Origin of the sequence: Sporosarcina saromensis (assembly GCF_033253735.1) — a bacterium.
Classification (GTDB): domain Bacteria; phylum Bacillota; class Bacilli; order Bacillales_A; family Planococcaceae; genus Sporosarcina; species Sporosarcina saromensis.
Map to the genome: position 1 here is coordinate 346,102 of NZ_JAUBDI010000001.1, position 15,717 is coordinate 361,818.

Genomic DNA, 15,717 nt, shown 5'->3' on the forward strand with positions numbered 1-15,717 from the left:
GTATAAGACAATCTTACCGAATAGAGGGTATAAAGTCACCCATTATTCTGATTGTATGACGTTCTTTTTCTAACTTGTAAGCTACTAGATGACACAATCTTGTCATTGCAACTCGCACCAATTTGGTCTATGATAAATAAGTATAGGCTATATCGACGGAATATATTTAAAGGAGGATACGACACAATGTATATTGAAAATACAGGCATTGAAGAAATTGTTGCTGATCTATCTTTACTTGACGAAATTATGCTGAAGCATGATCTTGTGCGTGCTGGACAATGGGATTATGAAAGAGTGACATATGATAAGAAGTACGTCATTAAAGAAGGTACGTACTACTTACGTGTATTCGGCTACACAACTGATGGTGATGTTGATACAAGAGACGCCATCATGAATTTGAAAAAACCGGTTATTGGTAAACACTACTATCCACATGGGGTAGAATATGGTGAAGATGAAATTTTCCCTGAAGGTTTAATAAAAGATTGCAAAGCTACGTTAAAAGCAGTATTTGAAGAACTTCAACCTTATGTTCTAGTTAAATAATCGTTTATTGAAAGAATGCCGGAGAAGTTCTACTTCTTCGGCATTTTGGCTATTCATTCCTGCCTCTTTTGGTTATAATAAGACCAATGAATATTTTGGAGGAATGACCGTTGTCGCGTTGGCTTACAAAAAGAAATTTTATGGTAGTTCTATTTTTGCTAATTCTTGTATTGATCGCTATTTTTATACTTCCCGTCTCAATACCGATTATTTTAGCCCTTCTTACTGCTTTGCTATTTGAACCCCTCGTTAAACTGACAGAGTTAAAATTCAAATGCAAAAGGAAAGTTTCTGTCATCTCCGTCTACATCTTCATCGTAGCAATGTTGGCAATCATCATCTATTATACCGTGACATCGTTAATCGGAAGGATCATTCAGTTTACAAAAGACGCACCTGAATACTTGAATAAGCTTTCAGGCGTATGGATTGACTTCCAAAACAAAATATTCCTGTATACGTCCGGACTTCCTGAAGATGTTGTAAAGTCTATGCAAAACGGCTTTAATGATATTCTAAACTCATTTAGAGATTCATTGCTCTCATTTTTCAATTCCGAGAAAATTGTCTCACTCGCATCAGAAATACCAAATTTTTTAGTAAGCCTAATCGTATTCATGATTGCTCTATTCCTATTTATGCTTGAATTGCCTGAGCTTAAAGCAATGGTCTTCAGACACTTAACAATGGATACAGCAAAAAAAGTGCGGTACATGACTGTGAAACTGAACTCCGTCATATTCGGTTTCATGAAAGCCCAATTACTTGTTAGCTTCATCATTCTTGCAGTTGCATTTGTTGGACTTTTATTCATTGCACCAAAGTATGCGTTAATCATGTCGATCGTTATTTGGATCATTGACGTGATTCCAATCTTAGGTTCCATAATCGTTTTAGCTCCATGGGCACTCTATCAATTTGTGAGTGGTGACATCGCAATGGGAACAAAATTAACGATTTTAGCAATTGTTCTTCTTGTCATTCGTAGAACGATTGAACCGAAAGTCATGGGGAATCAGATTGGGTTATCACCTTTACCTACATTGATAGGCATGTTCATCGGCTTAAAACTTTTCGGGGTTCTCGGCTTTTTCATCGGCCCGATGATCGTCATCTTATTCAATACAGCCCGAGAAGCTGGGATTATCAAGTTAAACTTTAAGATATGACCTACCACTGGAACTATATTTAAACTGTTCCTCTGCTCATGACTCAGTTATATGACTTGGTTAAAGAAGTAAAAAACGGCTGGGACAAAACATAAAAAAATGCATGAGGCAAATTCGCCGGCATGCATTTTTTTATGCTTTTACAATGTTTCTTTTTCATATTCATGAGTGGATCGGAGCGGAAAAAGGCCGACTCCTGCGGGATTGTAGCGCGAATGTTGAGACCCCACAGGAAGCAAAGCGAAGCGACGCGGACGAGGAGGCTCAAGCGCGCCCCGCGGAAAGCGTGCCTTTTGGAGCGCAGAGGAACGGTCTATGTAGAGCTTTGTCCCAGGCTCATTTTCATCACACTTATTTAATTAAAATCCAAGTATTGCTTTAAAGACCGATGTCGTTTCGCCGCCTTTGTAAAATACATATAGCAACAAATAGACTGCAATTCCTGTAATCGCTGTAAATAGCCAGATGACAGCAGTAATCGGGCCGATTTTACGATGTCGATCTAATCGATTCTTCAAGCCTGAACGAATTGTAATTACTCCTAATACAGCTCCAGTTGTCGCAAGAACGATATGAAAAATAAGAAAAACGGTATAGTAGATTTTCAATTCGTCTGGACCACCGAATGCTGTATTTCCGATGAAAACCGTCCGTGAAATATAAATGATTAGAAATAACAAAGCTGAAACAGCCGCAGCCATCATCATTTTCTTATGCGCTTCAACTTTTTTCTCTTTAATGAACTTCCAACCGATTGCAACAAACACGGCGGAAAGCACAATTAGTAGTGTACTGACTGTAGGTAAAAAAGGAACACCCATTTCGAAATACCCCTTCACTAATTATATATGCATTAACTGTGCATTTCTAAATTCTGTCTCTCTAATAGATCTCTCTTCGTAATTTCATCAGCATTCAATTGCTCTTCACGGTACCATTTAATGAAAATCTTACCGATGACAACAACATAGATCAATTCTTGAATCACTTTCATGATGATTCCGCCTAATTGTTGGTCATAAAGCGTTGGCATATTCGTAAAGAGTTCTGGACCGGAAATTGAAAGGCCCGATAAAGACGTCAACGTTCCAGCAGGTACACATAACGCCATTGCTTGTAGCCACGCTTCCCCACTGCTGTATGTTTCATAAACCGGTACGTCCACAAAGATAATTAGTGAACAAGCAGGAGTAATCAGTATAGCACTTAAAATCACATAACCAATTTTCTTTAAGCCATGCAGTTTTGGATGACTATCCATTGTATTCACAATCGGCCACCATAAGAACAAGGCGGATAAAAATACCGCAATCGTGAAGACTGAATGGACAACAATATTAAGTTTAATGAAATCCAGCACCATTGGATAATGATTCAGTGAAAACATCACTGTAAAGACGAGAAGACTAATCACTGGTTTTGTAAACAACCGAACGGTCTTATCAATCCACTTTACACTGAAAACTTTCTTCCAAATGAAGTTCGGAATTCCAATAATCAAAAACGGTGCAATGACTAATAACAATAGCGCCATTTGAGCCATATGGACTGAGAATAAAATATGTCCAAGTAAATCAGCGGGCGATCCCTTGACGATGTATAACAAAACCATAGCGCCTAAAAAGAACTTGATTTCACGTTTTGTTACAGGCTCTGTTCCTTCGAAACGATGCCTCCACTTTTTCGTCAATAAAAAATATAAAACGGTAAGCAGTACGATGAAAAGGAAAAAATAAGGACTCCACATTGCCCGAAATCCAAATATGCTTAAAGGCATCATTGCCATCACTCCTTCAAGTAGGTCTTTCTCTATTATAGGTTGTACAACGCTTGAACACAATGAACGAACTTTGACAAAGCGGTAGTTAAGAGAAATATTTTATGTAGAAAACAAAAGCCTGTGGATTTTTATCCACAGGCTCTTGAAAATACACTTACCACCATACAATCGTGACGAATGTCAAAGGAATTAGGAAACCAAATAAAGCTCCTGTATACATGAACATTTGAGGAATGCCATGTCCTTTTTCATTCATATGCATGAAATAATACAATTGTAGACCTACTTGCACAGCTGCAAATAGTAAAATCATCGGAATGATGAAGTACTGGGAGAAACCAGGTACATCTTTCTCAAATGCGACAACCATGGAAAATGAAACGAGAGTCAAGAAAATCATTAGCGAGAACATCATTACCTGATTACGCATTGCTAACTTTGCACGTCGTTTAGCTAGTGACTGCTCAGCTGGTGTACGTTTGTAAACTTGGATGTCAGCCATCTTAACCTATCACTCCCATCAAATAGACTACTGTGAAAATGAACACCCATACAACGTCAATGAAGTGCCAATACAATGAGAATGTATAGTACTTCGTAGCGTTGTAAAGGTTTAGACCACGCTTAGCATTTCGGAAAATCAACAATGTGATCCAAACTAAACCTACTGCAACGTGGAAGCCGTGTGTTCCTACAAGTGTATAGAAGGATGAACTGAATGCACTGTTACTAAATGTAAATCCAATCTTTACATAGTGAGAGAACTCGTAAACTTCAAGCATTAGGAAGCCAAGTCCTAAAAATGCTGTAATGGCTAGCCACAATTGCATTTTCTTGAAATTGTAATTCTTCAAATGATACATTGCAAACACACTCGTTAACGAGGATGTTAACAGCAACATCGTCATGACAAATACAAGTGGTAATTCATAAAGTTCTTGTGTAGAGAAGCCAAAACCGCTTGGTCCTGAGTTTTTCAACGCAATGTACGTCGCAAACAACGTCGCAAACAAAATCGTCTCTCCACCTAGGAACAACCAAAAGCCGACAAACTTATTCTTTGCTTCGAGCGTCGCCCGCTCCGGATGTTCTGGCCATGTTTCAGGGGTGAATTTTTTATTCAAATCCATTATTTTTGCCCCCCTTTGTTCAATGCTTTCATATCACGGAGGATTTCCTCTTTTTTAATGTAGTAGCCCAAGTCATCTTGCAACGAACGAACTGCCATTGAAACAAATGTCCATAACAGACCAAAAATTAAGACTGGAAGACCCCAGTTTGTTTCAGAATGGAACATTGCACCGAATCCAGCAATGAATAGACCAAGTGTCATTAACAATGGAATGATGGAACCGTGAGGCATATGAATGTCCTTAATCGGCTCAGCAGGTGTCAAACCTGTTTCATTTCCTTCCATTTTCTCGATCCACACAGAATCAAGTCCACGTACAAGTGGAGTTGCCGTAAAGTTGTAATACAACGGTGGAGATTCGATTGCCCACTCAAGTGTACGTCCATCTCCCCAAGGATCATTCGCAACTCTAACATTTTTCACAGATGTAATAATTACGTTGATCACGAGAACAATTACACCAATTGCCATGAAGAAAGCACCAATTGTACTGATTAAGTTGGCAAGATCCCAACCTTGGTCGCCCATGTACGTCCAAACACGACGTGGCATTCCCCAGAATCCAAGCCAGTGTTGGATAAGGAATGTCATATGGAATCCAATAAAGAAGAACCAGAATGTCACTTTACCAAGTGTTTCATTCAACATCGTACCGAACATTTTCGGCCAGTATAAATGCGTTGCAGCTAGAATCGCAAGCACAACCCCACCAACGATAACGTAGTGGAAGTGAGCAACGATGAAGTAAGAATCATGCAATTGATAGTCCAAAGGAGCAGCCCCTTGCATGACACCCGTTACACCACCCATTACGAAGGATGGGATGAAACCGAGCGCATAAAGCATCGGAGTTGTAACTGTAATACTTCCGCCCCACATCGTTAAGAGCCAGTTAAAGATTTTGACACCTGTAGGAACAGCAATTGCCATCGTTGCAACAGCAAAGATTGCGTTAGCTGTTGGTCCTAGACCAACTGTAAACATGTGGTGAGCCCATACCATGAATCCTAAGAAACCGATTAGAACGGTTGCAAAGACCATCGATGGGTAACCGAATAGACGCTTACGGGAGAAGATTGAGAAGATTTCAGAGAAAATCCCGAAAGCAGGCAATATTAAAATGTATACTTCAGGGTGTCCAAAGATCCAGAAAATATGCTCCCAGATAATTGTGTTTCCACCCATTTGGTGATCAAAGAAGTTCCCGCCGAACATACGGTCAAACGTCAAGAAGAACAAACCGATTGTTAATGGAGGGAAAGCGAACAAAATCATTGCAGACGCAACGAAAGTCGTCCATGTAAATAACGGCATACGCATATACGTCATACCTGGTGCACGCATGTTAATAATTGTAACAAGGAAGTTAATCCCCGCCATTAGCGTACCACCACCGGCTATTTGAAGTCCGATTGCATAGAAGTCAATTCCGTGACCTTCGGATGCAAGTGATAAAGATGCGTAAGACGTCCAACCTGCATCAGGCACTTCACCGTATATCCATGAAATATTCAGGAACAATCCTCCAAAGAAGAACATCCAGAAACCTAATGAGTTAATGAAAGGGAACGCAACATCACGTGCCCCGATTTGTAATGGTACAATAGCGTTCATAAATCCAAATAATATTGGCATCGCTGCTAAGAAAATCATGGTCGTTCCGTGCATCGTAATCAAATCATTGTATAATCCTGCACTCACGAAATCGTTGTTTGGCTTGTAAAGCTGCCAACGGATCATCATTGCTTCAATACCGCCGACTACGAAGAAGAATCCGCCACCAAGGAAGTAAAGGATCCCAATTTTCTTATGGTCGACTGTTGTCAGCCAATCCCACAGCGTTGCACCAAAACTCTTTTTTTGAGCAACTGAACTCACTTTGTTTACCTCCTCTTCAAATCACGTCAAAATTATTTTTCAACTGATAATCCCATCAAGTATTCAGCTAACGCATCCATTTCTTGGTCAGAAAGCTGTCCACCAAATGATGGCATTTTATTACCAGGCTTATGTTCTTGTGTATCTGTAAGCCATTCAATAAGACCTTCTTTTGAATGATCCATGAAGCCTGCAACACGGTTACGGTCTCCGAACGACGCAAGGTTTGGACCTTGCTTTTCGTTACTCTCCCCTACACCGGATACTGCGTGGCAACCGATACAGCTTTGATTGAAGATTTCTTCACCTTGTTCATTTGCTACATTTTGTTTTTCAGCAGTCGCTTGCATCGCAGTTACCCACTTATCAAACTCTGGTCGTGGCATCGTTTTCACTTTGAAATCCATTAAGGCATGTGACGGCCCACAAAGCTCCGCACATTTTCCATAAAACACGCCATCTTTTAGATCTTTAGATTCCTTCTCGAAAACGAGATAGAATTTGTTCACGTTTTCAACGTTTGTATCCAGTTTTCCACCAACAGCTGGAATCCAGAAGGAGTGCTTAACGTCAGAAGCAATCAGATTGAAATACACTTTTTCATCTGTAGGCACTACTAATTCTTGCGCAGTAACAATTCCTAACTCTGGGTATTCAAATTCCCACCAATAAAGCTTTGCTGTAACGTCTACAACTAGGTGTTCTGCATTGCCATCTTCATCAACAGCACCCATCGCCGACACATCACCTAATTTGTATGTGTAGTAGACAGTTGGAACAGCAAGAAGCAAAATCAACAGAATTGGAATGATTGTCCAGACCAACTCAAGTTTATGACTGCCTTCAACTTGTTCAGGAATAAAATCTTCACCTAATTTCGAACGTCTGTAACGTAGTAACGCAATTAGATAAATCGCAACAACAACAATAATAACAAGTAACATAATTCCTGACGCTAGAAGTAACAAGTTAAACTGGTCTCTTCCTACTTGACCGGCAGGAAGAAGCGTTGAAAGTTGTTCTTGGCCACATCCCGCAAGGAAAACTGTTAGTACTGCCAATAGAGAAAAGAGACGCCACTTTTTGAGTCCTTTCATCATCACTAACTAATACCTCTCTTTCTAAAAAAATGTTTTTTTCAAATGAGGACTGTTGACCTCTCTATGATGAATTCCTGTCAAAAGAAAGAATTCCACTTACTAGATGAATATTGAAAAAATAATCATTGCAACAAAAAGAATCGTCATATAGTTCAAGGAATAGATGAACATAGTCGTTGCCCACTTCAGATCATCCTTCGTCTTGAATCCTTTTAATGATAAATAAAGCCATCCAATATTCAATGCCGTTCCAAGTACTAGAAAACCGATTCCTAATCCAGATAGAAGAAATGGTAAAGGGAACAACAACAGTACCCATCCTAAAATGGACTTCTTTGTCCTGGCAAATCCTTTGACAACTGGGAGCATTGGAATACCCGCTGCACCATACTCTTTCGTTCTTCGCATTGCGAGCGCATAGAAATGTGGTGGCTGCCAAGCAAACATTATGAAGAATAACGCCCATGCACTAATACTAAGAGATGGTTCGACAGCTGCCCATCCAATTAGTGGAGGGATTGCGCCTGATAGGCTACCAACAATCGTATTGCTTACATGCTTGCGTTTAGACCACATTGAATAGAGTACAACATAGCTGAACACGCCGGCAAGTCCCCACATGGCAGCGGCTGGTGACGCTGCTAAGAGTAAAAGTTCGCCTATTACTATGAAAGTGAGCGCCAGAGACAAGACAGCCGGTGCTTTAAATCTTCCAGTTACCGTTGGGCGTGACTTTGTCCTTGCCATAATTGGATCAATATCTCGATCAATCAAGTTATTCAAGGCTGCAGAACCCGCTATGATTAAACCTGTCCCAACTAACCCATACAATAACAAATCAAGATTCTGGATAAAACTTGTTCCAGTAAATTGAAACGCGAGGAATAGTCCGGTAAAAGTAGTAATCAAATTCGAATTAACAATTCCAATTTTTATAAGTGCCAGGAAATCCTTAACAAGAGAAGTCGAAGCCATATCCGATGGACCGGATGAAGTTATCGCTCGACCGTTTGACATATGTACCCTCCTTTCAGAGTTGTCGGCAAAGGCCGCTATACTTTACTATATCGAAATTCGTCACTAATTTCTATACATATCACGAATTTTGCCCGAAACAGAAAGTATACAAACTATTTGTATAGCTATGCCCTATCTATAGTAAATCATTTCCCTAGGTCTTTTGTGAAGTTAAAGGGTCTTTTTTATGAACAATTTGTGAAATAACCGTACAAAAAATCATTTTATACCTAAATCCGTTGTTTTTTTGTCATTTCTTCGCTATCATCAACAAGGCAGAGATCTTTTACCGATCGTTTATCACTATGCATTAATATTGACGAATCAACTATTAATAGGAAATATTTTTTCTACACTGTTACACGTTTATTTTCAACCAACTACCAAAGAAGGGATGTCTTTGATTGTTCATGGCCACCAACCTTCTTTAACACATCATTCATAAAAGTAGGTGTCATTCTTGCGCTATAATAAATACCTTAAATGGTTCGGTGTTGCGTCGACAATTGGTATGCTTCTAATTTTACTAGGCGGAGCACTCGTTACGAAAACCGATAGTGGAATGGGGTGTGGTCGCCACTGGCCAGGCTGTAACGGGCAGTTGATACCGGACGAAATAACACCAGAAGTGCTCATCGAGTTTTCCCATCGACTCGTTACTGGTTCAGTTGGCATCTTAATTGTCGTCCTTGCTGTATGGTCTTGGAAAGCAATTGGCCATATTCGAGAAACAAAATTACTGGCTTTTCTAGCGTTGTTCTTTCTTATTCTACAAGCACTTATTGGAGCAGCCCAAGTTTTATGGGGACAAGGAGACTTCATCCTAGCACTGCACTTCGGGATTTCCCTTATTTCATTCGCTTCAGTGTTGTTGTTGACATTGCTCATCTTTGAAGTCGACCAAAAGTATGATGCCGATAAACTTAAAATCGGCAAGACAATGAAGTTCCATACTATCGGTGTAACAATTTATTCGTATGTTGTTGTTTACTCTGGGGCCCTCGTTCGTCATACCGAATCTGAACTAAGTTGCACAGATTGGCCGATGTGCAGAAATGGCGACTTTTCTTTACCAGCGAACTTCTGGGAATGGGTGCAGATGAGTCACAGAACTGCAGCTGCAATTATTTTCATTTGGCTTGGAATCATTGCCTATCATGCTATCAAACATTACAAGAATCAACGTGTCATTTATTGGGGTTGGATTATCGCCTTCATCTTGGTCTGCTTGCAAGTACTAGCTGGTGGCGCTGTGATCATAACTCGTTTAAATCTTTACTTAGCTCTTTTACATTCGTTATTTGTTACGCTCTTATTCGGTTTGTTGACGTATATGGTATTACTCGTTTCAAGAAGTAACAAAAAATAAGGAAGAAGCATTCGACAACCAATATGTCGAATGCTTCTTTTGTTCTTAATGTTCAATCTCGATGAGTAAATCTCCTGTTGAAATCCCTTCACCCGCTTGCACGTATATTTCTTTTACAACTCCATCAAACGGGGCTTGTATCGTCGTTTCCATTTTCATTGCTTCTGTAATGAGTAAGTGTTCTCCCCTCTTTACTTTAGCACCTTTAGAGACAACAACCTTGAGCACAGTTCCTGGCATTGTTGCTGCAATATGTGAATCATTTGCCGGGTCAGCTTTTTGCTTTCGAACAACATCGGTTTCAACGCTCATGTCTTGAATTAGTACTTCTCGAGGTTGTCCATTCAATTCAAAGTAAATGATACGCGTTCCGTCCGATTGTGGTTCTCCAATCGACACGAGTTTTACGATAAGTGTTTTACCTTTTTCGATTTCAACTTCAATCTCTTGGCCTAAGCGCATACCGAATAGGAACTCAGGTGTATTAATGACAGAAATGTTGCCGAATGCCTTTTTCATTGTTGCATATTCTTCAAAGACTTTCGGATACAGCGCATACGCTAATGCATCTTTCATCGTCGAAGGTTCACCAAGTAATTGCTCGGTCTTCTGAAGGAGCACTGTAAAGTCAACATCCTCCAGTAATTCACCAGGACGAACAGTAATCGGTTGACGTCCTTTCAGAATCACTTGTTGTATTTCCTTTGGAAAACCACCGTATGGTTGACCAATATACCCTTCAAAAAACTCAATGACCGATTCAGGAAAATCAATTGTCTCGCCGCGTGTGATCACGGATTGCTCATCCAATTCGTTTTGAACCATAAACAACGCCATATCACCAACGACTTTGGAGGAAGGCGTCACTTTCACAACGTCACCAAAGAGCATGTTAACTCTGGAATACATCGATTTGACTTCTTCCCATCGCTCTCCGAGACCTACTGCTTTTGCTTGCTGTTGCAAATTCGAATATTGGCCACCTGGCATTTCATGAACATAGATTTCCGAATGCGGGCTATTCATGCCACTTTCAAAATGCTGATAGTACTTTCTGACATCCTCCCAATAATGAGACAGTGTTTCCAACGATGAAACATCGGAACGGACTTGGCGTTTGCCATTTTCCAAAGCGTAATACAAAGAACTAGCGGAAGGTTGCGAAGTCAATCCCGCCATCGCTCCAAGTGCAGTATCGACAATGTCGACTCCTGCTTCGATAGCTTTTGCATACATGTATATGCCATTTCCACTCGTATCATGGGTATGAAGGTGAATCGGAATGTCGACCGTTGCTTTCAGTTCTGAAATGAGTCGATACGCAGCTTCTGGCTTTAACAGACCAGCCATGTCTTTGATCGCCAATATATGGGCACCAGTTGCTTCCAGCTCTTTCGCCATCTTTTTGTAGTACTCTACTGTATATTTATCCCTAGAAGGATCTAAAATGTCTCCCGTATAACAGAGGGCCGCTTCAGCAACTTTACCTGCTTGACGGGTTGCATCGATTGCCACTTCCATTCCTTTGATCCAGTTCAAACTATCAAAGATCCGGAATACATCTATACCATTTTCTGCTGATGTTTTGACAAACTCCCGAATGACATTGTCAGGATAGTTTGAATACCCAACTGCATTCGCCCCTCTGAACAGCATTTGGAACAATACATTTGGTATTTGTTCACGTAATTTCAACAATCTTTCCCAAGGATCTTCCTTTAAAAAACGGTAAGCTACGTCAAATGTTGCCCCTCCCCACATTTCATATGAAAAGAGGTTCGGCATAAGTCTTGCCGATTCCGAAGCAATATTTGATAGATCTGATGTACGAACCCTCGTTGCTAGTAGTGATTGGTGAGCATCCCTGAATGTTGTGTCTGTCAAAAGGACATCATCCTGTGCTTTTATCCATTGGATTAATCCGTCGGCACCTTTTTCATCAAGAATTTGTTTCGTTCCAGCTGGAGGCGGTGTTAGCAAGTCTACTTCAGGCTTTCTCGCAGGATGGAAAACAGGCTTAGCTTGTTTCCCGATACCCGGAAAACCATTTACCGTGACATTACCTAGATAGTTCAGTATTTTCGTTCCTCTGTCTTTTTTAACTGGAAACTCAAAAAGTTCTGGTGTCGTGTCTATGAAACCGGTATCATAATTACCTGTTAAAAAACTTTCATGGCGAACGACATTTTCTAGGAACGGAATGTTTGTTTTAATACCACGAATACGAAATTCCTGCAAATTTCGATCCATTTTTGCAGCTGCATCTCTAAATGAAGTGCCCCACGTCGATACTTTAACAAGCAACGAATCGTAATAAGGCGTAATGACAGCTCCTTGGAAGCCATTTCCGGCATCTAGACGGACACCGAAACCTCCTCCAGAGCGATAGACCATTAGTTTACCTGTATCCGGCATGAAATCATTCAACGGGTCTTCAGTTGTCACCCTCGACTGGATTGCATACCCAAATAACGGAATTTCTTTTTGCGACGGAATTGCAGCTTCCCCTTCATGCAGATTACCACCATTTGCAATATGGATCTGCGCATGTACGATGTCAACCCCTGTTACCATCTCGGTGATTGTATGTTCAACTTGAATACGAGGATTCACCTCGATGAAATAAAACTTTCCGTCAGCAACTAGGAATTCAACCGTTCCTGCATTTGTGTATGAAATATTCCTTGCTAACGCAACCGCAGCTTCGCATATCTCATTTCGTAAATGTTCATTTAGTGAAATGGATGGCGCGATTTCCACCACTTTTTGGTGACGTCTTTGAATGGAACAGTCCCGTTCATACAAATGAATGACATTCCCGTATGTATCACCTAGGATTTGCACTTCAATATGCTTCGGTTTGTTAATGTATTTTTCAACATATACTTCATCCGAACCGAAAGCTGATTTCGCTTCAGATCTTGCTCGTTCATACGCCTCTAGCACTTCGTCAGAGGAGTGGACAATACGCATCCCTCTTCCTCCGCCTCCTAAAGAAGCTTTAATGATAATTGGATAACCATATGTCTCACCAAACGCAGACACATCCTCAACGGACTTTACTGGTCCGTCAGAGCCAGGAATGACAGGTAGCCCTGCGTCGATCGCTTGCTGCCTCGCCTTGACTTTATCACCAAACATGTCAAGGTGTTTGGATGTAGGACCGATGAATATAATTCCTTCCTCTTCCAACCTACGAGCAAATTGCTCATTTTCCGCTAAAAATCCATAACCTGGATGAACCGCATTTGCACCACTCGCCTTGGCGATTGAAATGATTCCCTCAATATCCAAATAGGCATCTATCGGTTTTTTCCCTTCACCGACGAGATAGGACTCATCTGCTTTATAACGGTGGAAAGAACCTCTATCTTCTGCTGAATAAATACCGACCGTAGGAATCTTAAGTTCAGTACATGCACGAAAAATACGTATTGCAATTTCACCGCGGTTTGCTACGAGAATTTTCTTAATACGACCCATTTCCACCATTAATGCACTCCTTATCTACTTATTCTTTTGGTATTTTGTGAACATTGACACATTCATCAATATTCCTAAAGATAAAGATAACAGAATAAGAGAGGTTCCGCCATAGCTAATAAACGGCAAAGGCACACCTGTGAGCGGGAGAAGACCCGTTAATCCCCCAAGATTGACAAAAGTTTGAATTCCAATAACACTTCCAATCCCAGCTGCCAACATACGAGCTTGCGGGTCTTTTGTTCGCATTGCAATGGATAGTGCACGTAAGACGATGAAGCCTAAACCACCTATAACAATAATTGTTCCAAAAATGCCTAACTCCTCAGAAATAATCGCCATGATTACATCCGTTTGCGGTTCAGGCAGATACCCCATTTTTTGAATTGAGTTCCCTAGTCCTAACCCTTGTACACCACCTGCTCCAATTGCGATATAACCGTTAGCAATCTGGTAGCCGGATCCTTGTAAATAATCAAAAGGATTTAAAAATGCTAAAAAACGGCCTTGTCTACTCTCATTCATAATCGAATCCCAACCAAAATAGAGAATTAGCGCAATCGGGACCATTGCAGCTGCCAAGATTCCACTCAACTTCATGAATGTCCTTACTTTTATTCCACTTGCAGCAATTACCGCAATTGCTGTTGCAATAATGATGAGTGATGTCCCAATATCTGTTTCATTCATAATGGACAATACCGCAAACATAAGAATCAGCACGGGTGGTCCAATTGATTTGTTTATTGAGTCGAGCGTTCCGGCTTCATATTTCTTAGCAAAGACACTAGAAAAGTAAATAATGATTACAATCTTCGCTACTTCCGAAGGCTGAATACTCCCTAATTTCGGTAATCTGATCCAGCTTTGCGAGCCAACGTCGCCACCAAATCCGATGAAATGAACGAGAACCAATAAAGTAAACATAACAACAATAGATAATACCATTAAATTTTTCCGTTTATAATTTTGGAAAGGAAAAAAAGCCGCGGCTAGGAAAACCGGAAAGGATATGACCAAGTTGGTCAATTGTCGCTTATAAAAATAGTCGGGTGGATAGTCATAACGATTGACCGCCACGACCATACTGGCACTATAAATCATGACCAATCCAAAAAGACACAGTCCTACATAAACAAGGAATAACGGATAATCAAAATTCCTTATCATTTTTCTAAAGTAGTTTGCCATTGTCATTACCTCTTCTTAGTAAATAAAAAACTCAAACCGTTAATGAGTTTGAGTTCTTCGTTTATTTTTCTGTATATAGCTCATGCAAGACATTCATCTCTTTTTCAAGCAAGGAAAGAATTTCTTTTCCTTTTGCTCGATCAATCAAGCCAAGCTTCACAGCAAAATCGATTTCCCTCGATAATCCATACATTTGTGTATCCAACACTTCCTCGTATAACGGACATTGAGGCATCGTTAAATGATCCATTTGTACTTTTATGAGTTGTGCAATTTTGTCTGCATCGGCTTGTAATTGCAAGAGTGCTTTTTCTTGATACGTTTCTTGTAGTTCAATATCCATATGAGGACGCCCCCATTCACCTTTTATTCCACTATGGTGATTATGAATAAATTGTATCTTTTGAGCAGCTAAATTGCAAGTGTTTCCCTTCATTTGCAAGTGTCAATTCAATACCTTTTCACTTTTCCTTCAAAGAGGTATACTAGATAACAATGAAGAAGATACATATTTGTTTGTAGGAGGCTATTAAATTGGAACGAATTATTCCGATCAAAGGGAACGTACAACATTCTATAACATTAGATCCAACTGTTTGGATTTTTGATGATCGAAAAATCGACTTACAATCTTTTTTCATTGAAGGTCTGACCTTAAAAGATGAAGATGAAGAATATAAGCAAGAAATGGGCAAACATTGGTCCAGAGAAATCATGGAAGGCGCAACATTCCCTCCAACATTGAAGACAGAAAAAAAATTTGATAGAAAGAAAATGGTGACCGGCACATTCGGCATACAACTTGAACATTTCATAAAGAATGCAGTACCGAATGAAGATGCAACCACAATCACTTTTTCAACAGGAGAAGATGAAGAGTATAGTTTCCCTGTTTCCGAAGCGAAAAATTTATTGTTTAAATTTAGTCAAGATGGAAAACCTTTGACCGATGATGGCCCCGTACATGTGCTTTTCATGGATGGCTCAAATCAGGAAAAGCCTATTCGCAATGTTAAAGAGATTACGATCCACTGAGCATTTTTTGA

Annotated in this window: 14 protein-coding genes; 4 read left to right on the top strand and 10 right to left on the bottom strand. The window is 40.2% G+C overall.

What is annotated here, in order from left to right:
- The first annotated feature begins 186 nt into the window (after positions 1-186).
- Together QT711_RS01780 and ytvI are read left to right on the top strand one after the other, a co-directional pair.
- Complete coding sequence (locus QT711_RS01780; RefSeq protein WP_317941767.1) at positions 187-552, top strand: YugN family protein; 366 nt, start codon at positions 187-189, stop codon at positions 550-552.
- Between the two features lie 140 nt (positions 553-692).
- A complete protein-coding gene (ytvI, locus tag QT711_RS01785) occupies positions 693-1,721 on the top strand; it encodes a sporulation integral membrane protein YtvI (protein WP_317941768.1) in 1,029 nt (342 codons plus the stop codon).
- Positions 1,722-2,080: 359 nt separating this feature from the next.
- Here the strand turns inward: ytvI and QT711_RS01790 are convergent, their stop codons facing one another.
- The 7 genes from QT711_RS01790 to cyoE all read right to left on the bottom strand — a co-directional run bounded on the left by QT711_RS01790 (position 2,081) and on the right by cyoE (position 8,628).
- Entirely contained in the window at positions 2,081-2,542 is a 462-nt protein-coding gene (locus QT711_RS01790) for a DUF420 domain-containing protein (protein ID WP_317941769.1), read from the bottom strand.
- 32 nt (positions 2,543-2,574) lie between these two features.
- A complete protein-coding gene (ctaG, locus tag QT711_RS01795) occupies positions 2,575-3,501 on the bottom strand; it encodes a cytochrome c oxidase assembly factor CtaG (protein WP_317941770.1) in 927 nt (308 codons plus the stop codon).
- 154 nt (positions 3,502-3,655) lie between these two features.
- Complete coding sequence (locus tag QT711_RS01800) at positions 3,656-4,003, bottom strand: cytochrome C oxidase subunit IV family protein (RefSeq protein WP_317941771.1); 348 nt, start codon at positions 4,001-4,003, stop codon at positions 3,656-3,658.
- 1 nt (position 4,004) lies between these two features.
- Positions 4,005-4,631: a cytochrome c oxidase subunit 3 gene (locus tag QT711_RS01805; RefSeq protein ID WP_317941772.1), complete on the bottom strand. Its 627-nt coding sequence runs from the start codon at positions 4,629-4,631 to the stop codon at positions 4,005-4,007.
- On the bottom strand, positions 4,631-6,511 hold the full coding sequence (locus tag QT711_RS01810; RefSeq protein WP_317941773.1) for a cbb3-type cytochrome c oxidase subunit I: 1,881 nt from the start codon (positions 6,509-6,511) through the stop codon (positions 4,631-4,633). Before QT711_RS01810 ends, QT711_RS01805 begins: the two co-directional genes overlap by 1 nt.
- A gap of 32 nt (positions 6,512-6,543) precedes the next feature.
- Positions 6,544-7,611: a cytochrome c oxidase subunit II gene (coxB, locus tag QT711_RS01815; protein WP_317941951.1), complete on the bottom strand. Its 1,068-nt coding sequence runs from the start codon at positions 7,609-7,611 to the stop codon at positions 6,544-6,546.
- A gap of 99 nt (positions 7,612-7,710) precedes the next feature.
- On the bottom strand, positions 7,711-8,628 hold the full coding sequence (cyoE, locus tag QT711_RS01820; protein ID WP_317941774.1) for a heme o synthase: 918 nt from the start codon (positions 8,626-8,628) through the stop codon (positions 7,711-7,713).
- A gap of 460 nt (positions 8,629-9,088) precedes the next feature.
- On the opposite strand from cyoE, the gene QT711_RS01825 reads away from it, so the two are divergent.
- The gene (locus tag QT711_RS01825; RefSeq protein ID WP_317941775.1) at positions 9,089-9,997 is read left to right on the top strand and encodes a COX15/CtaA family protein; all 909 of its coding nucleotides are present in this window, start codon (positions 9,089-9,091) and stop codon (positions 9,995-9,997) included.
- A gap of 45 nt (positions 9,998-10,042) precedes the next feature.
- On the opposite strand, the gene pyc is transcribed toward QT711_RS01825, so the two are convergent.
- The 3 genes from pyc to QT711_RS01840 all read right to left on the bottom strand — a co-directional run bounded on the left by pyc (position 10,043) and on the right by QT711_RS01840 (position 15,014).
- A complete protein-coding gene (gene pyc / locus QT711_RS01830; protein WP_317941952.1) occupies positions 10,043-13,480 on the bottom strand; it encodes a pyruvate carboxylase in 3,438 nt (1,145 codons plus the stop codon).
- Between the two features lie 24 nt (positions 13,481-13,504).
- Positions 13,505-14,671, bottom strand: a complete 1,167-nt coding sequence (locus QT711_RS01835) for an FtsW/RodA/SpoVE family cell cycle protein (RefSeq protein WP_317941776.1) — start codon at positions 14,669-14,671, stop codon at positions 13,505-13,507.
- A gap of 61 nt (positions 14,672-14,732) precedes the next feature.
- A complete protein-coding gene (locus QT711_RS01840; RefSeq protein ID WP_317941777.1) occupies positions 14,733-15,014 on the bottom strand; it encodes a YlaN family protein in 282 nt (93 codons plus the stop codon).
- A 191-nt stretch (positions 15,015-15,205) separates the two neighbouring features.
- Here QT711_RS01840 and QT711_RS01845 point away from each other — a divergent pair, with 191 nt between their 5' ends.
- Positions 15,206-15,706, top strand: a complete 501-nt coding sequence (locus QT711_RS01845) for a peptidyl-prolyl cis-trans isomerase (RefSeq protein ID WP_317941778.1) — start codon at positions 15,206-15,208, stop codon at positions 15,704-15,706.
- Positions 15,707-15,717: the final 11 nt, after the last annotated feature.